The sequence below is a fragment of the Pseudomonas sp. SCA2728.1_7 genome, from assembly GCF_018138145.1.
Taxonomy (GTDB): domain Bacteria; phylum Pseudomonadota; class Gammaproteobacteria; order Pseudomonadales; family Pseudomonadaceae; genus Aquipseudomonas; species Aquipseudomonas koreensis_A.
This window is the reverse complement of record NZ_CP073104.1, coordinates 2238984-2262718: the sequence shown is the minus strand read 5'-3', so window position 1 is coordinate 2262718 and position 23735 is coordinate 2238984. Positions and strand designations below refer to the sequence as shown.

Sequence of the window (23735 nt, the reverse complement as noted above, 5' to 3'; positions counted from 1 at the left end):
CATGTTGCAAGTCAGCGTTTATCGTTACAACCCTGATCAGGACGCCGCGCCGTTCATGCAGGAATTCCAGATCGATACCGGTGGTAAAGATCTGATGGTGCTGGACGTACTGGCCCTGATCAAAGAGCAGGACGAAGGTTTCTCCTATCGTCGCTCTTGCCGTGAAGGCGTTTGTGGTTCCGACGGCATGAACATCAACGGCAAGAACGGTCTGGCGTGCATCACGCCGCTGTCTGCCGTTGTAAAAGGTAACAAGCTGATCGTTCGTCCACTGCCAGGTTTGCCGGTTATCCGTGACCTGGTCGTCGATATGAGCATCTTCTACAAGCAATACGAGAAGGTGAAGCCTTACCTGCAGAACGACACGCCGGCTCCGGCCATCGAGCGTCTGCAGTCGCCAGAAGAGCGTGAAAAGCTCGACGGTCTGTACGAGTGCATCCTGTGCGCTTGCTGCTCGACTTCGTGCCCGTCCTTCTGGTGGAACCCGGACAAGTTCCTGGGTCCAGCTGCACTGCTGCAAGCTTATCGCTTCCTGGCAGACAGCCGTGACACCAAGACCAGCGAGCGTCTGGCTTCGCTCGATGACCCGTTCAGCGTCTTCCGCTGCCGGGGCATCATGAACTGCGTCAACGTATGTCCGAAAGGCCTGAACCCGACTAAGGCCATCGGTCACATCCGTAACATGTTGCTCTCGAGCGGCGTGTGATTCAGCTGCTGTAACCGCTGTACCGTAGAGGCTGTGGCGCGGGCTTCAACCCGCGTCATGGCTATAACCAGAGCAGTAGCCACAAGCTGCCGCTCTTATTTTGAAGAAATGAGACAAGCAGGGGCATCCGGGCTGGTACCCGGACTATCAGTGTGATCCTAAGTGGCTTGTTTTAGTCGCTGCATTCGGACTTCTGCAAGTTTGCTCGGTGTCGACATCGATGGTGTTCCCCTAACCGAGGGTGACCAAGCATGCAAGAAAGCGTGATGCAGCGCATGTGGAACAGCGCCTACCTTTCAGGTGGAAACGCTGCCTATGTGGAAGAGCTTTATGAGCTCTACCTGCACGACCCTAACGCTGTGCCAGAAGAGTGGCGCACCTACTTTCAGAAGTTGCCTGCCGACGGCAACTCTGCCACTGATGTTTCGCACTCCACAATTCGCGATCATTTCGTGCTGCTGGCAAAGAACCAGCGCCGCGCTCAACCGGTTTCCGCCGGGAGCGTGAGCAGTGAGCACGAGAAGAAGCAAGTTGAAGTGTTGCGATTGATCCAGGCCTACCGTATGCGTGGCCACCAGGCAGCCCAGCTTGACCCGCTGGGGCTGTGGCAGCGTCCTGCACCTGCAGACCTGTCGATCAATCATTACGGCTTGACCAATGCCGATCTTGATACGACCTTCCGTGCCGGCGACCTGTTCATCGGCAAAGAGGAAGCGAGCCTACGCGAAATTCACGAAGCGTTGCAGCAGACATATTGCCGCACCATCGGCGCTGAATTTACGCACATCACCGATTCCGAGCAGCGCCAGTGGTTCCAGCAGCGTCTGGAAAGCGTGCGTGGTCGTCCGACGTACTCCGCCGACATCAAGAGCCACCTGCTTGAGCGCGTGACCGCCGGTGAAGGCCTGGAAAAATACCTGGGCACCAAATACCCGGGCACCAAGCGTTTCGGTCTGGAAGGCGGCGAAAGCCTGATTCCGATGCTCGACGAACTGATCCAGCGTTCCGGTTCCTACGGCACCAAGGAAGTCGTCATCGGCATGGCCCACCGTGGCCGTCTGAACGTGCTGGTCAACACCTTCGGCAAGAACCCGCGCGAGCTGTTCGACGAGTTCGAAGGCAAGAAGAAGGTCGAGCTGGGTTCCGGTGACGTCAAGTATCACCAGGGCTTCTCGTCCAACGTGATGACCGCCGGCGGTGAAGTTCACCTGGCCATGGCGTTCAACCCGTCCCACCTGGAAATCGTTTCCCCGGTGGTAGAAGGTTCGGTTCGCGCCCGTCAGGATCGTCGTAACGACCCGACCGGTGAGAAGGTTCTGCCGATCTCCATCCACGGTGACGCTGCATTTGCAGGTCAGGGCGTGGTCATGGAAACCTTCCAGATGTCGCAGACCCGCGGTTTCAAGACCGGCGGTACCGTGCACATCGTGATCAACAACCAGGTGGGCTTCACCATCAGCAACCCGCTGGACTCGCGTTCCACCGAGTACGCCACCGACGTTGCGAAGATGATCCAGGCGCCGATCCTCCATGTGAATGGTGATGATCCGGAAGCCGTGCTGTTCGTGACCCAGCTGGCCATCGACTACCGCATGCAGTTCAAGCGTGACGTGGTGATCGACCTGGTCTGCTACCGTCGTCGCGGCCACAACGAAGCTGACGAGCCAAGCGGCACCCAGCCTCTGATGTATCAGCAGATCACCAAGCAGCGCACCACCCGTGAGCTGTACGCTGATCGTCTGACCCAGGGCGGTGTACTCGACGCAGAGCGTGTTCAGGCGAAAGTCGACGAATACCGCAACGCGCTGGACAACGGTCTGCACGTAGTGAAATCGCTGGTCAAAGAGCCGAACAAAGAGCTGTTCGTGGACTGGCGTCCGTATTTGGGCCACGCCTGGACTGCGCGTCACGACACGCGTTTCGATCTGAAAACCCTGCAAGAACTGTCCGCCAAGCTGCTGGAAATTCCGGAAGGCTTCGTGGTTCAGCGTCAGGTTTCGAAGATCTACGAAGACCGTCAGAAAATGCAAGCCGGCGGCCTGCCGATCAACTGGGGTTACGCCGAAACCATGGCGTACGCGACCCTGGCGTTCGAAGGTCACCCGATCCGCATGACCGGTCAGGACATCGGCCGCGGTACGTTCTCGCACCGTCACGCTGTGCTGCACAACCAGAAAGACGCGGGCACCTACATTCCTCTGCAGCACCTGTACGACGGTCAGCCGCGCTTTGACCTGTACGACTCGTTCCTGTCGGAAGAAGCGGTATTGGCATTCGAATACGGTTACTCGACCACCACGCCGGATGCGCTGGTGATCTGGGAAGCCCAGTTCGGCGACTTCGCCAACGGTGCACAGGTTGTAATCGACCAGTTCATCACCAGCGGCGAGCACAAGTGGGGCCGTCTCTGCGGTCTGACCATGTTGCTGCCACACGGTTACGAAGGTCAGGGCCCTGAGCACAGCTCGGCACGTCTTGAGCGTTACCTGCAACTGTGCGCCGAGCACAACATTCAGGTAGCGGTACCGACCACGCCAGCACAGATCTACCACTTGCTGCGTCGTCAGGTGATTCGTCCGCTGCGCAAGCCGTTGATCGTGCTGACGCCGAAGTCGCTGCTGCGCCACAAGCTGGCCATCTCGACCCTGGAAGATCTGGCCGAAGGTTCGTTCCAGACCGTGATCCCGGAAATCGATACTCTGGACCCGAAAAAGGTCGAGCGTGTTGTTCTGTGTAGCGGCAAGGTCTACTACGACCTGCTGGAAAAACGCCGTGCCGAAGGCCGTGAAGATATCGCCATCGTGCGTATCGAGCAGCTGTACCCATTCCCTGAGGACGACTTGAAAGAAGTCCTGGCTCCATACACCAACGTCAAAAATGCCGTTTGGTGTCAGGAAGAGCCGATGAACCAGGGCGCCTGGTACTGCAGCCAGCACCACTTGCGTCGCAGCATCGGGAACCTCGACAAGTCTCTCGTACTTGAGTACGCGGGCCGTGAGGCTTCTGCTGCCCCAGCTTGTGGTTACGCATCGATGCACGCCGAGCAGCAGGAAAAACTCCTGCAAGACGCGTTTACCATTTAACGCCTTCGCGCACCTGAAACCGAATTTAAGGAACTACAGATAATGGCTATCGAGATCAAAGCCCCCACTTTCCCGGAATCGGTTGCCGATGGCACCGTTGCCACCTGGCACAAGCAACCGGGCGACGCCGTCAAGCGTGACGACCTGATCGTCGACATCGAAACTGACAAAGTCGTACTGGAAGTTCTGGCTACCGCCGACGGCGTGCTGGGCGCAATCGTCAAGAATGAAGGCGACACCGTTCTGTCCGACGAAGTGCTGGGCTCCATCGAAGCGGGCGGCGCTGCTGCCGCTGCTCCAGCCGCCGCTGCTGCTCCGGCCACTGCTGCCGCAGCACCGGCTGCTGCCGAAGGCGAAGACGATCCTGTTGCTGCTCCTGCTGCGCGCAAGCTGGCTGAAGAAAACGGCATCAACATCGCTTCCGTTGCCGGCACCGGCAAAGGCGGTCGTGTGACCAAGGAAGACGTGGTGGCTGCTGTTGCTGCCAAGAAAGCCGCTCCGGCTGCCGCGCCTGCCAAGGCTGCTGCTCCATCGGCTGCTGCTCCTGTGTTCGCTGCTGGCGACCGCATCGAGAAGCGCGTACCGATGACCCGCGTTCGTGCCACCGTGGCCAAGCGTCTGGTTGAAGCACAGTCGAACATGGCGATGCTGACCACTTTCAACGAAGTCGACATGACTGAAGTCATGGCCCTGCGTTCGAAGTACAAGGACCTGTTCGAGAAGTCCCACAACGGCGTACGCCTGGGCTTCATGTCGTTCTTCGTCAAGGCTGCTACCGAAGCGCTGAAACGCTTCCCGGCTGTCAACGCGTCGATCGACGGCGGCGACATCGTTTACCACGGCTACGCGGACATCGGCGTTGCCGTTTCCAGCGACCGTGGCCTGGTGGTTCCGGTTCTGCGTAACGCCGAGCTGATGAGCCTGGCTGAAATCGAAGGCGGCATCGCCACTTTCGGCAAGAAAGCCCGTGACGGCAAATTGTCGATGGACGAGATGACCGGTGGTACCTTCACCATCACCAACGGTGGTACCTTCGGTTCGATGATGTCGACCCCGATCGTCAACCCGCCGCAGGCAGCGATTCTGGGCATGCACAACATCATCCAGCGTCCTATGGCCATCAACGGTCAGGTCGTTATCCGTCCGATGATGTACCTGGCACTGTCCTACGATCACCGTCTGATCGATGGCAAAGAAGCTGTGACCTTCCTGGTGACCATCAAGAACCTGCTGGAAGATCCGGCTCGTCTGTTGCTGGATATCTGATAGAAGCAGTCGCGGGCTTCAGGTTTCAAGCTGCAGGAAAGGGCAGCTTGGCTTGGAGCGCGCGGCTTGAAGCTTTTCGCTAAAGAGGATTTTTTGAATGTCGCAGAAATTTGACGTAGTAGTGATCGGTGCTGGCCCTGGTGGCTACGTGGCTGCCATCAAGGCCGCGCAGCTGGGTCTGACCACTGCCTGCATCGAGAAGTACACCGACGCAGAAGGCAAGCAAGCCCTGGGCGGCACCTGCCTGAACGTGGGCTGCATTCCTTCCAAGGCGCTGCTCGACAGCTCCTGGAAATACAAGGAAGCGAAAGAAAGCTTCAATGTTCACGGTATCTCGACTGGCGAAGTCAAAATGGACGTCGCTGCGATGGTTGGCCGCAAGGCTGGCATCGTCAAGAACCTGACCGGCGGCGTTGCCACCCTGTTCAAGGCCAACGGCGTTACTTCGATTCAGGGCCACGGCAAACTGCTGGCTGGCAAGAAAGTCGAAGTCACCAAGCCAGACGGCTCGGTTGAAGTCATCGAAGCTGAAAACGTGATCCTGGCTCCAGGTTCGCGTCCGATCGACATTCCGCCGGCTCCGGTTGATCAGAAAGTCATCGTCGATTCGACTGGCGCACTGGAATTCCAGACCGTACCTAAACGTCTGGGCGTGATCGGCGCTGGCGTGATCGGTCTGGAACTGGGTTCTGTCTGGTCGCGTCTGGGTTCTGAAGTGGTTGTCCTGGAAGCACTGGACACTTTCCTGATGGCAGCGGACACCGCTGTTTCCAAGGAAGCGCTGAAAACCCTGGCCAAACAAGGTCTGGACATCAAACTGGGCGCTCGCGTAACCGGCTCGAAAGTCAACGGCGACGAAGTCGTTGTGAACTACACCGATGCCAACGGCGAACAGACCATCACTTTCGACAAGCTGATCGTAGCCGTTGGTCGCCGTCCGGTGACCACTGATCTGCTGGCTTCCGACAGCGGCGTGACCCTCGACGAGCGCGGTTTCGTGCACGTTGACGATCACTGCGCGACCACCGTACCGGGCGTTTTCGCCATTGGTGACGTGGTTCGCGGCATGATGCTGGCGCACAAGGCATCCGAAGAAGGCATCATGGTTGTCGAGCGCATCAAGGGCCACAAAGCCCAGATGAACTATGACCTGATCCCTTCGGTTATTTATACTCACCCGGAAATCGCGTGGGTTGGCAAAACCGAGCAGGCCTTGAAAGCTGAAGGCGTTGAAGTTAACGTCGGCACCTTCCCGTTCGCCGCTTCCGGCCGTGCCATGGCCGCCAACGATACCGGTGGTTTCGTCAAGGTCATCGCTGATGCCAAGACTGACCGCGTATTGGGCGTGCACGTGATTGGCCCGAGCGCTGCAGAACTGGTTCAGCAGGGCGCGATCGGTATGGAATTCGGCACCAGCGCTGAAGACCTGGGCATGATGGTTTTCTCCCATCCGACCCTGTCTGAAGCCTTGCACGAAGCTGCTCTGGCTGTGAATGGCGGCGCCATCCACATTGCCAACCGCAAGAAGCGTTAAGACACAATAAGAAACCACGGCGGTAACGGCCCGTCGTGAGCCTTGCGAGCAAGTCTCACCGCGGAATGTCCGCTGGACGCAGTCTTGCGTAGCTCAGCTACGCAAGCAGCAGTCACAGGTGGCGCGGCACTCAAATGAGCGCAGCGCCGAATGCGCAGTACCTAACGAAGACGGTAAAAAGCATGAATCTTCACGAGTATCAGGGTAAGCAGCTGTTCGCTGAATACGGCCTGCCAGTTTCCACTGGTTACGCAGTAGACACCCCGGAAGCAGCAGCAGAAGCTTGCGACAAAATCGGCGGCAGCGAGTGGGTTGTCAAAGCCCAGGTCCACGCCGGTGGTCGCGGTAAAGCGGGCGGCGTCAAGCTGGTTCGCAGCAAAGAAGACGCCAAAGCCTTCGCACAGCAGTGGCTGGGCAAGCGTCTGGTGACTTACCAGACTGACGCCAATGGCCAGCCAGTCACCAAGATCCTGGTTGAATCGTGCACTGATATCGCTAAAGAGCTGTACCTGGGCGCTGTCGTTGACCGTTCGAGCCGTCGCATCGTGTTCATGGCTTCCACCGAAGGTGGCGTGGACATCGAGAAAATCGCTCACGACACTCCAGAAAAAATTCTCAAGGCCACTATCGATCCACTGGTTGGCGCTCAGCCATTCCAGGGTCGCGAGCTGGCATTCCAGCTGGGTCTGGAAGGCAAGCAGGTTGCTCAGTTCGCCAAGATCTTCGTAGGTCTGGCCAAACTGTTCAAGGATCACGACCTGGCTCTGCTGGAAGTGAACCCGCTGGTGATCAAGGCTGACGGCGATCTGCACTGCCTGGACGCCAAGATCAACATCGACGCCAACGCAATGTATCGTCAGCCTAAGCTGAAGACTTTCCACGATCCGTCGCAAGACGATCCGCGCGAAGCGCACGCTGCCAAGTTCGAACTGAACTATGTAGCACTGGAAGGCAACATCGGCTGCATGGTCAACGGTGCTGGCCTGGCCATGGGTACCATGGACATCGTCAACCTGCATGGCGGCAAGCCAGCCAACTTCCTCGACGTAGGTGGTGGCGCTACCAAAGAACGCGTAACTGAAGCGTTCAAGATCATCCTGTCCGACACCAACGTCGCTGCAGTACTGGTCAACATCTTCGGCGGCATCGTTCGCTGCGACATGATTGCCGAAGGCATCATCGGCGCTGTGAAAGAAGTCGGCGTGAAAATCCCGGTTGTTGTTCGCCTTGAAGGCAACAACGCTGAGCTGGGCGCTAAAGTACTGGCAGAAAGCGGTTTGAACATCATCGCTGCTACCAGCCTGACCGACGCTGCTCAACAAGTTGTCAAAGCTGCGGAGGGCAAATAATGAGCGTCCTGATCAATAAAGACACCAAAGTTATCTGCCAGGGTATTACCGGTTCGCAAGGTAGTTTCCACACCCAGCAAGCCATCGAATACGGCACCAAGATGGTTGGTGGCGTTACTCCTGGCAAAGGCGGCACCGAGCACCTGGGTCTGCCAGTGTTCAACACCGTTAAAGACGCAGTAGAAGCCACTGGCGCTACCGCTTCCGTGATCTACGTTCCGGCTCCTTTCTGCAAAGATTCGATCCTGGAAGCGGCATTCGGCGGCATCAAGCTGATCGTCTGCATCACCGAAGGCATTCCTACCCTGGACATGCTGGACGCTAAAGTTAAGTGCGACGAGCTGGGCGTAGTCCTGATCGGCCCTAACTGCCCAGGCGTTATCACTCCGGGCGAGTGCAAGATCGGCATCATGCCAGGTCACATTCACTTGCCAGGCAAGGTCGGTATCGTTTCGCGTTCCGGCACCCTGACCTACGAAGCTGTGAAGCAAACTACTGACGCCGGTTTCGGTCAGTCGACTTGCGTCGGCATCGGTGGCGACCCGATCCCGGGTTCGAACTTCATCGACATCCTGAAGCTGTTCCAGGAAGACCCGAAGACCGAAGCGATCGTAATGATCGGTGAGATCGGCGGTTCGGCTGAAGAAGAAGCGGCTGCCTACATCAAGGCACACGTGACCAAGCCGGTTGTCTCCTACATCGCTGGTGTGACTGCTCCTCCGGGCAAGCGCATGGGCCATGCTGGCGCAATCATCTCTGGCGGCAAAGGCACTGCAGACGAGAAATTCGCTGCACTGCAAGACGCAGGCGTTAAAACCGTGCGTTCGCTGGCAGACATCGGCAAGGCCCTGGCCGAGCTGACTGGTTGGGCTGTCAAGTAAGCCACGCGCTTAGCTGACGCTTCACCAAACAAAGGCCACCTTCGGGTGGCCTTTGTCGTTTCTGGCACCTGCGTCATCAGTGATATCGCCTTCGCGAGCAAGCTCGCTCCCACATTTGTACGCATTTCCAAGTGGGAGCGAGCTTGCTCGCGAAAGCGATTTATAGCCATCTACCCAATTACATGCAAAAACGCGACACGGAAACGTCGCGTATCGGATAGTTCGCCCTCTAACAGTGCGTTTACACGCCAAATTCGTTAGGCTAGCAGCCATTTTTGCGTCTACCGCCCACAAGGCATGCAACGCGCTTTAAGGGTCAGTCCCATACGGATCGACAGCATTTCCCTAATTACACAGGGCAATCCCCCTCTAAATTCCGATTCAGTAGTGTGGTATTACCTTAATGAAAGTTTTGAAAGGTCAGGACATCCTGGCACTTGGTTTTATGACGTTTGCCCTGTTCGTCGGGGCTGGCAACATCATTTTCCCGCCTATCGTTGGCTTGCAGGCCGGACCTCACGTCTGGATGGCCGCGCTGGGCTTTCTGATCACCGCAGTGGGTTTGCCGGTGATCACTGTCGTTGCACTGGCCAAGGTCGGTGGGGCGATGGATGCGCTGAGCAGCCCGATCGGCAAGATCGCTGGCGGTATTCTCGCGGCTGCGTGCTACCTGGCAGTCGGCCCGTTGTTCGCCACCCCGCGTACCGCAACCGTATCCTTTGAAGTAGGCTTGGCGCCGTTGACCGGCGAAAGCCCGTTGGCACTGTTCCTCTACAGCTCGGTGTACTTCCTGCTGGTGTTCTTCATCTCGCTCTACCCTGGGCGTTTGCTGGACACCGTTGGCCGCTTCCTCGCGCCGCTGAAAATTATCGCGCTGGCAGTCCTCGGCATCGCTGCATTCGCCTTGCCGGCGGGTGACATCGGCCACGGTACGCCGGAATACGTGGCGGCACCGTTTTCTCAAGGGTTCATCAATGGTTACCTGACCATGGATACCCTCGGGGCGCTGGTGTTCGGCATCGTTATCGTTAACGCGATCCGCTCCCGTGGCGTCGAGTCGCCGGCGCTGATCACCCGTTACGCGATCATTGCTGGCCTGATCGCCGGCGTCGGTCTGGCGCTGGTGTATATCAGTCTGTTCCGTCTCGGTTCCGGCAGCCACGAAGTGGCCGTGGGCGCGACCAACGGCGCGGCGGTACTGCACGCGTATGTGCAACACACCTTCGGTTCGCTGGGCAGCGGTTTCCTCGCGGTACTGATCTCGCTGGCGTGTCTGGTGACGGCGGTCGGTCTGACTTGTGCGTGTGCCGAATACTTCAGCCGTGTGCTGCCACTGTCCTACAAGACCCTGGTGATCATTCTGGCGGCGTTCTCGCTGCTGGTATCCAACCTGGGTCTGACCAAGCTGATTGCCTTCTCGATTCCGGTGCTGACCGCGATCTATCCGCCGTGCATCGTGCTGGTGGCGCTGAGCTTCTGCAAAGACTTCTGGCATGAGCACGGCCGCATTCTCGGCCCGGTGATGCTGGTGTCGTTCGTCTTCGGCACCATCGACGCGTTGAAAGGCGCCGGTCTGGCCGACTGGATGCCATCGCAAATGTCGCACCTGCCACTGAGCGAGCAGGGCCTCGCGTGGCTGGTGCCGTGCGTGATGACCCTGGTGGTTGCAGTGGTTTGCGATCGCCTGCTGGGCAAGCGCAGCGAAGCGGTTGCCTGACGTTGTCTGACTCGCCAAAAGCGGGTCTTCAACGCTTAAACAGAAATGCCCCGTATCAATCGATACGGGGCATTTTTTATGCGCGTCAGGCAGTGTCTTTTTCCCTGAGCTAACGTCGAAGGGTTGCCTAAATCTCAATGTGGGAGCGAGCCTGCTCGCGAAAGCGGCGTATCGCGCAACATTGATGGCGGCTGACACACCGCTTTCGCGAGCAAGCTCGCTCCCACAAGTAATCAGTGCGTGTACACACCTCACAAGGAATTGCATGTCGTTCATCCAAGCCAACCTGATCCACCTGCTCGCGGCCGTCTGGTTTGTCATCTGCTGGGGCGGTTATACCCGTTATGCCTCCTGGAAGGGCCGCGATACAGCGTGTCTGGCGAGCGTGCTGCACCTGTACCGCGAAGACTGGATGCGCCGCATGTTGCTGCGTGACAACCGCATCGCCGACGCCAGTGTGATCGGGAATCTTGAGCGTAACGCCTCGTTCTTCGCCTCGAGCACGCTGATTATTCTCGCCGGTATTCTCACTGTGCTTGGCGCGTCGGAGCGGGCAGTGTCGTTGCTGGCAGATATTCCTATGGTGCAACAGGCGTCGCAGGGCATGTCGGAGATCAAGTTGCTGTGTCTGGCGATGGTGTTCGTCTATGCCTTCTTCACTTTCAGCTGGTGCATGCGTCAGTACAACTTTGCGGCGGTTTTGGTCGGCTCGGCGCCAATGATCGGTGAGCGACATGTCTCCGAACAGGAGCGCAAGGCGTTCGCTGCGCGGGCGGCGCGAGTGATTTCGATGGCGGCCAACCAGTTCAACTTCGGGCTGCGCTCTTACTACTTCGGCATGACCATGCTCGCGTGGTTCGTCAGCCCATGGTTGTTCATGCTGATGAGCGCCGGTGTGGTATTGGTCCTGTACCGCCGCGAGTTTCATTCCGACGTTCTCGATGTCATGGTCTATACCCCTACAGAAGCCCCCCTTCCCGAAACAAACAAAGAGGTCGCTTGATGAGTATTCCGTTCTGGTGTGTGTTTATCACTGCGTTGTTGATTTACATCGCGCGTATGCCGGTGGGCAAGGCGATGAAAGAGCAGGGCGGTTACAACAACCACTTGCCGCGCCAGCAACAAGCGCAACTGACCGGCTACGGCGCACGGGCGCTGGCGGCGCATCAGAATACGATTGAAGCGTTCATGTTGTTTGCGGTCGGTGTGTTGATGGCGCACACCACGCAAACGGCAGGATGGCTGATCGATACATTGGCAATCGTTTTTGTTATCGCGCGAATCCTCTACTTGTGGCTCTATCTGGCCGACCAGCCCAAGCTGCGCAGCCTGGTTTGGGTAGTTGGCGTACTGTGCTCGCTGTTACTGATGATTAGTCCGACTTTTAGAACTGTCCTGCTCTAAGGCGAGCCTGGCACTAAATGACAGGCAAAAGAAAACCCGCACTTGGCGGGTTTTCTTTTTTCTGCAGCAAAAAGCGAATTATTGCTTCTTGGCAGCTTCTTCTTGCGCGGCAGCGTTCGATTCAGCCTGAGCTTTGGCAGCTTCGGCGTTTTCTTTCGCAGCGTCGTTCACTTTATCCTGAGCTTTGTTCATGTCTTGCTGAGCTTGTTCAGCATGTTGGTTGGCATCTTGAGCTTTGTCCTCGGATTTTTTATCGCAGGCAGCGAGACCGAGGGAAGCGGTCAACATCAAGGCAATAGCTAAAGTCTTACGCATGGGGTGTTTCTCCTTATGGAAAATAACTACTGGCCTTAAGAGCTTGGCGCTACAGGTTAAGTTCCTCATTTGTTTCAGATATATAAGTTTGTTTTGCTACGGAACTTTTGGTCTGTTCGCTACTACTGGCCAATGGCTTTAACGAGAGTAATTATCATATGGCTGAAAACCCCGTTTTTGAGCGCGCGACGCGATTTCTTTCAGCGTTAAGACACTGCCAGGTACTTGGTTTGCGAGTACATGAAGCCTCCAGCGAAGGGCTCACGGTGATCCTGCCTTATAGCCCGCAAATCGTCGGTAATCCGCAGACCGGGGTCATTCATGGTGGCGCAATTACCTCGTTAATGGACACCGCTTGCGGGATGTCGACGCTCTGTGTGTTGCCGGAATTCGAAGTCTGCCCGACCCTCGATTTGCGCATTGACTATATGCACGCCGCCGAACCGAACAAAGACGTCTATGGCTTCGCCCAGTGCTACCGGGTAACCACCGATGTGATCTTCGCTCGTGGTTTCGCCTATCAGGACGATCCCGAACAACCCATCGCCCACGTCGTCGGTACGTTCATGCGCATGGGCAAGGGCCTTAAAGGCACCAAAGGCTTCGGCGGCGCGATCAAGGGAGCAGGGCAATGAGCGATGATCTGAAACAGCAGTTGCAGCAGGCTCACGCTGAGGGCGACTACGCGCCGCTGTTGCAGTTGATTCCCTACGCCGGGCTGATCGGCATCGAATGCTCACGTGTCGGCGATGAATTGCTGTTCAAGCTGCCGGCGAACAAGGACAACATTGGTAACCCTTTATTGCCGGCGATTCACGGTGGGGTGATTGCCGGGTTCATGGAGTTGGCAGCCGCGCTGCATTTGTTGATTTTCACCGAGACCCCGGGCGTGCCGAAGATCATCGATTTCTCCCTTGATTACCTGCGCGCCGGGCAGTTTCGCGACACCTGGGCCACGTGTCAGGTCTGCCGCCAGGGCCGGCGCGTCGCCAACGTCGCGATCACGGCCTGGCAAAGTACCGAAAGCGAACCGATTGCCACCGCGCGTGCACACTTCAAAATCGATGAGCCCTTGAAATCCTGAACAGCGCCCCAAACTCACAAGACAACCCGCCGCCGACCATTTCGGGTCGCGGCCACTGCCATCTGATTGGAGTTTGATGACCATGAGTGTGGAAACTCAAAAGGAAACCCTGGGCTTCCAGACCGAGGTAAAGCAGCTGCTGCACCTCATGATCCATTCGCTGTATTCCAACAAGGAAATTTTCCTTCGCGAATTGATCTCGAACGCCTCTGACGCTGTCGACAAGCTGCGCTTCGAAGCCCTGGCCAAGCCAGAGTTGCTCGAAGGTGGCGCTGATCTGAAAATCCGTGTGAGCTTCGACAAGGACGCCAAGACCGTCACCCTCGAAGACAACGGTATCGGCATGAACCGTGACGATGTGATCACCCACCTGGGGACCATCGCCAAATCCGGCACCGCTGATTTCATGAAGAACCTCTCGGGCGATCAGAAGAAAGATTCGCACCTGATCGGCCAGTTCGGTGTCGGCTTTTACTCCGCCTTCATCGTTGCCGACCAGGTTGACGTGTACTCCCGTCGCGCCGGCACCCCGGCCAGCGAAGGCGTGCACTGGTCGTCGAAAGGCGAGGGCGAGTTCGAAGTCGCCACCATCGACAAACCGGAGCGCGGCACCCGCATCGTTCTGCACCTGAAAGCTGCAGAAGACGAGTTTGCTGATGGCTGGCGTCTGCGCAACATCATCAAGAAGTACTCCGACCACATCGCTTTGCCGATCGAGCTGCCGAAAGAAGCTGCAGCTGCCGAAGGCGAAGAGGCTCCGGCCGTTGAGTGGGAAACCGTCAACCGCGCCAGTGCCCTGTGGACCCGTCCGCGCACTGAAGTGAAGGACGAGGAATACCAGGAGTTCTACAAGCACATCGCTCACGACTTTGAAAACCCGCTGGCCTGGAGCCACAACAAAGTCGAAGGCAAGCTCGAATACAGCTCGCTGCTGTACGTGCCGGCCCGCGCGCCGTTCGACCTGTACCAGCGTGAAGCGCCGAAAGGTCTGAAGCTGTACGTGCAACGCGTGTTCGTCATGGATCAGGCCGAGTCGTTCCTGCCGCTGTACCTGCGCTTCATCAAAGGCGTAGTCGATTCCAACGACCTGTCGCTGAACGTGTCGCGCGAGATCCTGCAGAAAGACCCGATCATCGATTCGATGAAGACTGCGCTGACCAAGCGCGTGCTCGACATGCTGGAAAAACTGGCGAAGAACGAGCCTGAGCAATACAAAGGCTTCTGGAAGAACTTCGGTCAGGTCATGAAAGAAGGCCCGGCCGAAGACTTCGCCAACAAAGAGAAAATTGCCGGTCTGCTGCGTTTCGCATCGACCAATGGCGACGAAGGCGAGCAGATCGTTGGTCTGGCCGACTACCTGGCACGCGCCAAGGAAGGTCAGGACAAGATCTACTACCTCACCGGCGAAACCTACGCGCAGGTCAAGAACAGCCCGCACCTGGAAGTCTTCCGCAAGAAAGGCATCGAAGTGCTGCTGCTGACCGACCGCATCGACGAGTGGCTGATGAGCTACCTCAGCGAGTTCGACGGCAAGACGTTTGTCGACGTGGCACGTGGTGATCTCGATCTGGGCAATCTGGACTCGGAAGAGGACAAGAAAGCCGCAGAAGAAGTCGCCAAGTCCAAAGAAGGTCTGGTTGAGCGTCTGAAAACCGCACTGGGCGATTCCGTGGCTGAAGTCCGCGTATCGCATCGTCTGACCGATTCGCCGGCCATCCTGGCTATCGGCGAGCAGGATCTGGGTCTGCAAATGCGTCAGATCCTCGAAGCCAGCGGGCAGAAGGTTCCGGATTCGAAGCCGATCTTCGAATTCAACCCAAGCCACCCGCTGATCGAGAAACTCGATGGCGAGCAGAGCGAAGAGCGTTTTGGCGACCTGTCGCACATCCTCTTTGATCAGGCTGCTCTGGCTGCCGGCGATAGCTTGAAAGACCCGGCCGCGTATGTGCGCCGCCTGAACAAGCTGCTGGTTGAACTGTCGGTTTAATCAAGTCGTAGAAAAACCCGCTTCGGCGGGTTTTTTCATTCTGGTGTTTAACCAATCAGGAGTCAGAAATGAGCCAAGTCACTGTACGTTCCGTGGTCTATCAGATTGACGGCCAGCCCTATGAAGGTCGCTTGGCGTTCGACGCCGAGCAAAAAGGCGCGCGTCCGGGTTTGTTGATGGCGCCGAACTGGATGGGCGTCAGCGCCGGAGCCGAAGAAATCGCCAAGTCGGTGGCGGCCAAGGGCTACGTGGTGTTGATTGCTGACGTTTACGGTCAGGCTGTGCGTCCACAGAACGCCGATCAGGCTGGCGCGGCGATGATGCCGTTGAAGGACGACCGTGCGTTGCTGCGCACGCGTATGCAAGCGGCGTTCGAGCAGTTGCAGAAGCAGGGTGAGGCGGCGGTTGATACGTCGAAACTGGCAGTGTTCGGTTTCTGCTTTGGCGGTTGCTGTGCGCTGGATCTGGCCCGCACGGGGGCGCCAGTGAAGGCAGCGGTGTCGTTCCACGGTACGCTGGATTCGCCGAACCCAGCGGATGCGCAGAACATCAAGGGCTCGGTGCTGGTGCTGCACGGTGCTGCCGATCCATTGGTGCCGAAAGAGCAGTTGCCGGCGTTTGAAGACGAGATGAATGCAGCGAAGGTCGATTGGCAGTTGCTCAGCTATGGCGGCGCGGTGCATTCGTTTACCGATCCGCATGCCAATGTGCCGGGCAAGATGATGTACGACGCGAAGACCGCCAAGCGCGCGTTCAAATCGATGCATGATTTGCTGGATGAAGTGTTCAAGGGCTAAAGCCTGAAAAGCAAAAGCCCCTCACCCTAACCCTCCCGAAACGTCGGACCGCCCGGAGGGAGAGGGGACTGAATGGGGGATGCTTGGGAGTTACGCCGACTTGAAAGGGCTGTGCTGAATCCATAGTCGCCAAGACTTTTCAGGTCAGCGTATAACCTGAGACATCTCGGTCGGCTCCCTCTCCCTCTGGGAGAGGGCTGGGGTGAGGGTACTGATGGTGGGTGCTCAACCAACGCGTCGACCTGAGGGTGTCTTGGTGAATCCATAATCGCCAAGATTTTTCAGGTCGATGTATGACGCAAGACATCTCGGTCGGCTCCCTCTCCCTCTGGGAGAGGGCTGGGGTGAGGGTAAAGGCTTAACCTGGTAATTCAATCCGTTCGACTTCCCCCGGTACCGTCGGCCATTCCCCGGCCGCCCATTTGCGCCGCGCCTCATCAATTGCCGCCGGGTCGCTCGCCACAAAATTCCAGTTGATCCGCCGAGGCCCGTCCAATGGCGCGCCGCCAAACACCACCGCGTGCACATCGCTTTCGGCAAACAGGCTCATCTCTTCCCCAGCCGGCAACACCACCAACGCATGTGGCTCAATCGCTTGGCCATTCAACTGCGCATCCCCACTCAACACATACACCGCCCGTTCTTCATGCTCGGTCGGGATCAGCAGGGTGGTCGCGGTTTGCATCTGCACTTCGGCATACAACGTAGGAGAAAGCACCGGCACCGGCGATTCCAGGCAAAAGCCTGACCCGGCAATCATGCGAATCTGTACGCCGAGGTTATCGCTGACCGGCAGTGTCGCCGCCGGGTGATGGCTGTAATGCCCGGGACCTTGTTCATGATCCTTGGGCGAGGCCAGCCAGATCTGCAAGCCGTGCATGGTGAAGCTCTGGTCCCACAACGGTTCCGGCGTGCGCTCGACGTGTGCAATCGCGCTGCCGGCGGTCATCCAGCTGACATCTCCAGCGCTGACCACCTGGTCCGAGCCAAGGCTGTCCTTGTGCAGGAGTTGGCCTTCAAACAAATAGGTGAGTGTCGACAGACCGATGTGCGGGTGCTGTCGGATGTTCATGCCTTTGCCCGTCGGATAAACCGTCTCGAGCATGTGATCAAAAAACACGAAAGGCCCGACGCTGCGGCATTTGGCTGACGGCAGCGGGCGCAGAATCGGCTGGCCTTCGACGTCTTCGGCGCGCGGGCGAATGATCAGAGGTTGCGTGTCCATGGTGCATTCCAGGCTGAGCGGGTGATGCCAGAAGCATAACCCGCCGCTGGCATCAGGAGGATTACTGGCTATCGAAGCCTTGCGGGGCGTGGGTTTCGATCGTCACTTCGCTGGTGGTCATCAGCTTGTGGATCGGGCAGCGGTCGGCGACGCGGAGCAGTTCCTCGCGCTGGGCGTCGGTGAGCACGCCTTTCAGGGTGAGGGTGACGTGCAGCACGTATTTGCCTTTCTGCTCTTCGCTGTTGTCGCGTTTGACGTCAACACCGACACCGGTCAGCGGGATGTCTTTCTTCTTCGCGTACATCTTCAGGGTCAGGGCTTTGCAGGCGCCGAGGGCCGCATCGAAATAATCATGCGGCTCGGGTGCCGAGCCTTCGCCGCCGGCCGACTTCGGCACATCGGCAAACAATTCGTGATCATCAATCTGTACGGTGTGACGAAAACCTTCAGCGGAGACGGTATTGACGGTAACGGTCATGGGAACCTCACTGGCAGTAGGAAAAGTCGCTTCGATCAAAAAAGACCTTGCAGTTATAGAGCATTCCCACCGGTACGCGTTCCACTTTCCTGCGGGATGAACCCTTGTCGTCAGGGCGCGGTCTAGGCTATGCCTACTTCCTGGAGATTACTTGTGTCCCTGTATCGTTTGAGTCTTGCCTGTTTGTTGGTATTTGCCGGCAACGTCAGCGCCCGCGAATACACCTACAGCGATGCACACCTGCATTACGTGGATTTTTTCCAGGAAAGTGCAGGTATGGCGAAACTGCTGACGGCGATGAAGGACGGGTCCGTCGAGCATGTGATGATTTCTGGCATTCCGGTCGCCAAGAAGTGGCATGAGGATGAACCCAAGCGCCCGCGCTATTACGCCGGGGATGACGCTGATGCTTACTGGTATAGCGCGACCGACGTGATTGTTGCCGATGCGGTGCAAAAGCTGAGCGCAGAACAACGCCCGTACTTTCATCCGTTTCTTTCCGGCTTCAACCCCAACGACAAGAACTCCGCCGCACACATCCAGCGCATGCTCGATCTGTACCCGGGACTGTGGCAGGGCATCGGCGAAGTGTTTACCCGTCATGACGATCTCACGGCGCTGACGTCCGGCGACACGCCGCGCGCCAACAACGAAGCGATGAAAAAGATCTACCATCTGGCCGCCGAGAATGATCTGCCGGTGTTGCTGCATTCCAACATCACCTCCAAGCGTGAGAAAAATCCGCTGTACCTGAAGGAAATCGAAGAACCGCTGCGTAATCACCCGCATACGCGTTTTATCTGGGCGCACGCCGGCACCAGCGCTGAAATCCATCGGCATCAGACCCAGCTGACTTTCCTGTTGCCCACGCTGACGCGCATGCTTGAGGCGTATCCGAATCTGTTCATCGACTTGTCATGGAGCATGCTCACGCCGTATCTGCTGGACGAGCAGGGCAAACCGCGCCCGGAATGGCTGGCGCTGGTCGAGAAATACCCGGAGCGCTTCATGCTGGGTTCAGACGTGGTCGGGCGATTCAACAAACTCGGTGAGGAAATGCACAGCTTCAAGCCATTCCTCGATGCGTTGCCCGAGGACGTTGCGAAAAAAGTCGCTCGGGATAACTTCCTGGCGATCTTGCCGCGAACGGTGCTCAAGTCCGAGAAAACTACGCTGAATCGTTAATGCCAACGGTTCGAAGGATCAAGGCCTTTTGATATCGCCTTTTCGTCTTACGCATTTTTCCGCCGGGCCGATACCTTCTAAAGCAACCAGCTGCAGGGTTGATGCAGCGCTTTTGGAAGGAACCAGAGCAATGAGTATCCGTAGTCTCAATATTGCCCCGCGCGCCGGCCTCGGTTTTGGCCTGCTGGCGCTGATGGTATTTGCCCTTGGGGCGTTCGCTTTATTGCAAATGTCGAACATGCGCGCGCAGTCCGACGAGGTTGATAACAACTGGCTGCCGAGTGTGATGGCAGTCGGTGAGATGAGTCAGGACATGCTGCGCCTGCGCGCGCTGACCATGCGCCTGTTGCTCAATCGCGATCCGCAGGCGCTTGAACAGAATGTCACCAAGCTCAACGAACTGCGTGGCGTACTCAGTGAAGCGCAGCAGCGTTATGACGTGCTGATCGTACTGCCCGAGGAGCGCAAGCTGTTTGATCGCTTCAAGGTTGCCGAGCACCAGTATCTGGAGTTCCAGGCGCAGGTCATGCAGCTCTCTGCACAGGATCGGGTCGAGGAGGCCGCGACCATTCTCAATGGTCAGATGAGTCCCTTGGCCGATGAAATCGCAGTGCTCTTACGCGAACTGGTTGAGCTGAATAAACACAATGCCAATCTCGCCACCGAAGCAGCGCGGCTGGTGTTTACCAGTTCGCGGGTGTGGGTCGGCGTGATGATCGGTGGCACTGCGCTGATTACCATCGGCCTGGCCCTGCTGCTGACGCGCAGCATCGTGCTGCCGCTGGCGCAATCGCTGGGTGTCGCCGAGGTGGTGGCCGGTGGTGATCTGACTGGCGATATCAGCATCAGTGGCAAGGACGAGCCGGCGCGACTGCTGCACGCGCTCAAGAGCATGCAGCACAACCTGCGCGACACGATTCGGCAAATCTCCGAGTCCTCCAGTCAATTGGCCTCGGCGTCGGAAGAGCTGAGTTGCGTCACGGAGGATGCCACGCGCGGGTTGCACCAGCAGAGCCTGGAAATCGAACAGGCGGCTACGGCGGTCAATCAGATGACGGCCGCAGTGGAGGAAGTGGCAAGCAATGCAGTGGCCACTTCTGAAGCCTCGCGGGAATCCGATCGCATTGCCCAGCATGGCCGTGAACAGGTGCATCAAACGGTGTTGTCCATCGAATCGCTGGCCGATGATGTGACGGCCAATGCGAGTCAGGTGGAGGATCTGGCGCAGAAGGTCTACAGCATTAGCAAAGTGCTGGATGTGATTCGTTCGATTGCCGAGCAGACCAATTTGCTGGCGCTTAATGCTGCGATTGAAGCCGCGCGCGCCGGGGATGCCGGGCGCGGGTTTGCGGTGGTGGCCGATGAGGTGCGCGCACTGGCGCATCGCACGCAGCAATCGACCCAGGAAATCGAGCAGATGATTGGCGGCATTCAGCAGGGCACCGATTCGGCGGTGAGTTCGATGCAGCAGAGTAATGTGCGCGCGCGTTCCACACTGGAGTTGGCCAAGGCGGCCGGGACTGCACTTGAAGAGATCGCCTCGGCATTCACGCTGATCAACGAGCGCAATCTGGTGATCGCCAGTGCTTCGGAGGAGCAGGCGGCAGTGGCGCGCGAGGTGGATCGCAATCTGATGAACATTCGAGATCTGGCGATGCAGACCTCGGCGGGGGCCAATCAGACCAGTGCGGCGAGTCAGGAGTTGTCGCGGTTGGCGGTGGATTTGAACAGCATGGTGGCGAAGTTTTCGGTTTGATTGTGTGGTGAACCTGAGGCTGCCCTCACCCTAACCCTCTCCCAGGGGGAGAGGGGACTGACCGTGGGAGATTGGCGAGTTACGCCGACCTGATCTTGCTTTGGAGAATCCATAATCGACTCGATCTTTCGGGTCGATGCATAGCGCCAGACATCTCGGCCGGCTCCCTCGCCCAAGGGAAGAGGGGGCTGACCGTGGGAGATTAGAAAATTACGCCGACCTGATCTAATCCATAATCGACTCGGTCTTTCAGGTCGATGTAGCTGGTGAGACATCTCGGTCGGCTCCCTCTCCCTCGGGAGAGGGCTGGGGTGAGGGGCGAAGGTGACACAAAAAGTCGAGTTAAACGCAGGCAAAAAAAAGCCCCGCATTTCGCGGGGCTCTATGTTCTTGCGGCGGATCAGCTGCCTTTAACGGTTTTGCCGTTGACCGTGCCGTCCTGGAGCATGATGTTGTACTCCTTGCCGTCGGTTTCAACCTGTTGCAGGCGGACCAGCAGGTAATCCCAATCCTTGGCGAACCAGAGGACGGTGATGCGCTTGCTTTGTGTCGGGTCGCGCACGCGCTCGACCTTGATCGCATCGATCTTGCCAGCCTTGGTTTCGACTTTTTCCGAACCCAGCACGCGGAAGTCATAGGTATCGACTTCGCCGTCATCGACCACTTGATAGCTCATGGTCTTTTTGCCAGCAGCCACATCATGTTGCAGCGCCAGTTGATAGGTGGACTTGTCGACCATGCCGCGGTTCAGCGGGATTTTCACCGCGTCGCCACGGTCGGTGCCGGTGACCATTTTGCTGTTCCAGTCGAAATCCAGATCAGCCTTTTTCGCTTTGCCCAGGCCACCACGTTCAAAGTGGTAGGACTGCGGCAGCAAGGTGTCCTTGTCCAGGGTCAGGGTGCTTTCTTCAGTCAGGCTGGCGATCATCATCGAGGCCTTGAAGCTGAGCTTCCAGACACCATTCGCTTCCTTGACCAGACTGCGCTCGGCGGTGCCGCTCATGGGCAACTGCTTCCAGTCGGCGGTGTAGCTGGCGGAGAACGGTTGAAGTTCCGCTGCCTGCGCGAAGGGCAGGGCGAGCAGAGCGCAAGCGAAGAGCAGGGCGCGACGCATAATATCTCCTAGTGTCGAATCAAGTGGCCGCTGGCCGCGAGTAACTGGCCATCCAGTAAAGCACCGTGTTCACCGAGTGCCAGTCTGCCTTCGGCAAACCAGCGAACAGCCATCGGGTAGATCAGGTGTTCCTGAACGTGAACTCGCTGCGCAAGACTCTGCGGCGTGTCGTGCAACTCTACCGGTAATACTGCCTGTACGACCAGTGGTCCGCCATCGAGTTCCTCGGTGACGAAGTGCACGGAGCAGCCGTGCTCAGTATCGCCGGCCTCCAGCGCGCGCTGATGAGTGTGTAACCCTTTGTATTTGGGCAGCAGCGACGGGTGGATGTTGAGCAGGCGACCCTGATAGTGGCGAACGAAATCAGCGCTGAGAATGCGCATGAAGCCGGCCAGCACCACGAGTTTCGGATTGAATTCGTCGATCAGTTCGATCAGAGCAGCATCGAAGGCCTCGCGACCTTCGAATGCCTTGTGATCCAGTGAGCGGGTGGCGATACCCGCGTCACTGGCGCGTTGCAGGCCGTAGGCGTCGGCGCGATTGGAAATCACTGCAGCGATGCGGACCGGGTTGTCGCCGGTCCGCGTGCTGTCGATCAGAGCCTGCAAGTTACTGCCGGTGCCGGACAACAGCACCACGACATCACAGGTTGCGGACATTAATGAGCCTTAAGGTTCTGCAGATCAACCTGAGCAGCGCCTTCGGCAGCGGCAGCGATCTGACCGATGACCCAAGGCTGTTCGCCGGCGTCACGCAGGGTGTTCAGCGCAACTTCAACGTGTTCCTGAGCCACGCAGATGACCATGCCAACGCCGCAGTTCAGCACGCGGTGCATCTCGGTCTCGTCGACGTTGCCCTTCTCTTGCAGCCAGTCGAATACCGCCGGGCGAGTCCAGCTAGCCACGTCAACCACAGCCTGAGCGCCTTTTGGCAGAACGCGCGGGATGTTGTCGAGCAGGCCGCCACCGGTGATGTGGGCCATGGCTTTGACGGCGCCGGTATCTTTGATCAGCTTGAGCAGCGGCTTCACGTAGATGCGGGTCGGGGCCATCAGCAGGTCGGTCAGCGGTTTGCCGTCGAGCTGGATGTTTTCGATGTCAGCGCCGGAGACTTCGATGATCTTGCGGATCAGCGAGTAACCGTTGGAGTGCGGGCCGGACGATGGCAGAGCGATCAGCGCATCACCGGTGGCGACTTTCGAGCCGTCGATGATTTCAGCCTTTTCCACGACGCCGACGCAGAAGCCGGCCAGGTCGTAGTCTTCGCCTTCGTACATGCCAGGCATTTCAGCGGTTTCGCCGCCAACCAGCGAGCAACCCGACAGTTCGCAGCCAGCGCCGATGCCGGTTACCACCTGGGCAGCGGTGTCGACATTCAATTTGCCGGTGGCGTAGTAGTCGAGGAAGAACAGTGGCTCAGCGCCGCACACCACGAGGTCGTTGACGCACATGGCAACCAGGTCGATGCCGATGCTGTCGTGCTTGTTCAGGTTCAGCGCCAGACGCAGCTTGGTGCCGACGCCGTCGGTGCCGGAAACCAGCACTGGCTGCTTGTAGCCGGCCGGGATTTCGCAGAGGGCGCCGAAACCGCCCAGGCCGCCCATGACTTCCGGGCGCGCAGTGCGCTTGGCGACGCTCTTGATGCGTTCGACCAATGCTTCACCGGCGTCGATGTCTACACCGGCGTCCTTGTAGCTCAGGGAGGGTTGCTTGCTCATGATCCAGGCCTTTAGGGGAGGGGATTCAGGGGTAACGACCGAGTTCAGCGGGAACTTCGAAATCGACGGGGCGATGGCCTCACGCGAGTTTCGAGGTGCCCGGCTGTTGCCGGTCTGCGAAGGCGCGCGATTTTATC

The 23735-nt window shown here is 58.1% G+C and carries 21 protein-coding genes; 15 read left to right on the top strand and 6 right to left on the bottom strand.

Translation table 11 applies throughout. The features are described 5' to 3' along the window. The first annotated feature begins 1 nt into the window (after nt 1). The 9 genes from KBP52_RS10015 (at nt 2) to KBP52_RS09975 (ending at nt 11940) form a co-directional block, all read left to right on the top strand. Entirely contained in the window at nt 2-706 is a 705-nt protein-coding gene (locus tag KBP52_RS10015) for a succinate dehydrogenase iron-sulfur subunit (RefSeq protein ID WP_077571704.1), read from the top strand. Between the two features lie 251 nt (nt 707-957). Further along, entirely contained in the window at nt 958-3789 is a 2832-nt protein-coding gene (locus KBP52_RS10010) for a 2-oxoglutarate dehydrogenase E1 component (RefSeq protein ID WP_077571705.1), read from the top strand. Between the two features lie 42 nt (nt 3790-3831). Next, a complete protein-coding gene (gene odhB, locus KBP52_RS10005; protein ID WP_123592697.1) occupies nt 3832-5055 on the top strand; it encodes a 2-oxoglutarate dehydrogenase complex dihydrolipoyllysine-residue succinyltransferase in 1224 nt (407 codons plus the stop codon). A gap of 97 nt (nt 5056-5152) precedes the next feature. Next, complete coding sequence (gene lpdA / locus KBP52_RS10000) at nt 5153-6589, top strand: dihydrolipoyl dehydrogenase (RefSeq protein WP_212622677.1); 1437 nt, start codon at nt 5153-5155, stop codon at nt 6587-6589. 182 nt (nt 6590-6771) lie between these two features. Then, nucleotides 6772-7938, top strand: a complete 1167-nt coding sequence (gene sucC, locus KBP52_RS09995) for an ADP-forming succinate--CoA ligase subunit beta (RefSeq protein WP_007919879.1) — start codon at nt 6772-6774, stop codon at nt 7936-7938. Further along, nucleotides 7938-8819 carry a succinate--CoA ligase subunit alpha gene (gene sucD, locus KBP52_RS09990; RefSeq protein WP_008082972.1) on the top strand — a complete coding sequence of 294 codons (882 nt, stop codon included), beginning with the start codon at nt 7938-7940 and terminating at the stop codon, nt 8817-8819. The genes sucC and sucD overlap by 1 nt, the downstream gene beginning before the upstream one ends. A 403-nt stretch (nt 8820-9222) precedes the next feature. After that, on the top strand, nt 9223-10536 hold the full coding sequence (gene brnQ, locus KBP52_RS09985; RefSeq protein ID WP_077571708.1) for a branched-chain amino acid transport system II carrier protein: 1314 nt from the start codon (nt 9223-9225) through the stop codon (nt 10534-10536). Between the two features lie 265 nt (nt 10537-10801). Next, complete coding sequence (locus KBP52_RS09980) at nt 10802-11539, top strand: DUF599 family protein (RefSeq protein ID WP_077571709.1); 738 nt, start codon at nt 10802-10804, stop codon at nt 11537-11539. Continuing rightward, nucleotides 11539-11940 carry an MAPEG family protein gene (locus tag KBP52_RS09975; protein WP_007919869.1) on the top strand — a complete coding sequence of 134 codons (402 nt, stop codon included), beginning with the start codon at nt 11539-11541 and terminating at the stop codon, nt 11938-11940. The genes KBP52_RS09980 and KBP52_RS09975 overlap by 1 nt, the downstream gene beginning before the upstream one ends. A 78-nt stretch (nt 11941-12018) precedes the next feature. Here the strand turns inward: KBP52_RS09975 and KBP52_RS09970 are convergent, their stop codons facing one another. Further along, on the bottom strand, nt 12019-12255 hold the full coding sequence (locus tag KBP52_RS09970; RefSeq protein ID WP_007959016.1) for a hypothetical protein: 237 nt from the start codon (nt 12253-12255) through the stop codon (nt 12019-12021). Nucleotides 12256-12413: 158 nt separating this feature from the next. Between KBP52_RS09970 and KBP52_RS09965 the strand changes: the two genes are divergently transcribed. The 4 genes from KBP52_RS09965 (at nt 12414) to KBP52_RS09950 (ending at nt 16123) form a co-directional block, all read left to right on the top strand. Next, nucleotides 12414-12890 (top strand): PaaI family thioesterase, encoded by a 477-nt coding sequence (locus tag KBP52_RS09965; RefSeq protein WP_123592698.1) that lies wholly within the window; start codon nt 12414-12416, stop codon nt 12888-12890. Then, nucleotides 12887-13339: a PaaI family thioesterase gene (locus KBP52_RS09960; protein ID WP_212622676.1), complete on the top strand. Its 453-nt coding sequence runs from the start codon at nt 12887-12889 to the stop codon at nt 13337-13339. Before KBP52_RS09965 ends, KBP52_RS09960 begins: the two co-directional genes overlap by 4 nt. A gap of 82 nt (nt 13340-13421) precedes the next feature. Continuing rightward, nucleotides 13422-15326, top strand: a complete 1905-nt coding sequence (gene htpG, locus KBP52_RS09955) for a molecular chaperone HtpG (protein ID WP_077572237.1) — start codon at nt 13422-13424, stop codon at nt 15324-15326. Nucleotides 15327-15394: 68 nt separating this feature from the next. Then, on the top strand, nt 15395-16123 hold the full coding sequence (locus KBP52_RS09950) for a dienelactone hydrolase family protein (protein WP_212622675.1): 729 nt from the start codon (nt 15395-15397) through the stop codon (nt 16121-16123). Between the two features lie 358 nt (nt 16124-16481). Here the strand turns inward: KBP52_RS09950 and KBP52_RS09945 are convergent, their stop codons facing one another. Together KBP52_RS09945 and KBP52_RS09940 are read right to left on the bottom strand one after the other, a co-directional pair. Next, nucleotides 16482-17348 (bottom strand): pirin family protein, encoded by an 867-nt coding sequence (locus KBP52_RS09945; RefSeq protein ID WP_123592700.1) that lies wholly within the window; start codon nt 17346-17348, stop codon nt 16482-16484. Between the two features lie 61 nt (nt 17349-17409). Continuing rightward, entirely contained in the window at nt 17410-17826 is a 417-nt protein-coding gene (locus tag KBP52_RS09940; RefSeq protein ID WP_008082948.1) for an OsmC family protein, read from the bottom strand. A 153-nt stretch (nt 17827-17979) separates the two neighbouring features. Here KBP52_RS09940 and KBP52_RS09935 point away from each other — a divergent pair, with 153 nt between their 5' ends. Beyond that, on the top strand, nt 17980-19011 hold the full coding sequence (locus KBP52_RS09935; RefSeq protein ID WP_176091706.1) for an amidohydrolase family protein: 1032 nt from the start codon (nt 17980-17982) through the stop codon (nt 19009-19011). A 130-nt stretch (nt 19012-19141) separates the two neighbouring features. Next, a complete protein-coding gene (locus tag KBP52_RS09930) occupies nt 19142-20767 on the top strand; it encodes a methyl-accepting chemotaxis protein (protein WP_212622674.1) in 1626 nt (541 codons plus the stop codon). A 400-nt stretch (nt 20768-21167) separates the two neighbouring features. Here KBP52_RS09930 and KBP52_RS09925 read toward each other — a convergent pair whose 3' ends face one another. From KBP52_RS09925 to purM, 3 genes are read right to left on the bottom strand one after another with little or no spacing between them, the layout of a single operon-like run. Then, nucleotides 21168-21881: a DUF3108 domain-containing protein gene (locus KBP52_RS09925; protein WP_102900814.1), complete on the bottom strand. Its 714-nt coding sequence runs from the start codon at nt 21879-21881 to the stop codon at nt 21168-21170. A gap of 8 nt (nt 21882-21889) precedes the next feature. Then, a complete protein-coding gene (gene purN, locus KBP52_RS09920) occupies nt 21890-22540 on the bottom strand; it encodes a phosphoribosylglycinamide formyltransferase (RefSeq protein WP_077571718.1) in 651 nt (216 codons plus the stop codon). Then, nucleotides 22540-23598 carry a phosphoribosylformylglycinamidine cyclo-ligase gene (gene purM / locus KBP52_RS09915; RefSeq protein WP_077571719.1) on the bottom strand — a complete coding sequence of 353 codons (1059 nt, stop codon included), beginning with the start codon at nt 23596-23598 and terminating at the stop codon, nt 22540-22542. The genes purN and purM overlap by 1 nt, the downstream gene beginning before the upstream one ends. Nucleotides 23599-23735: the final 137 nt, after the last annotated feature.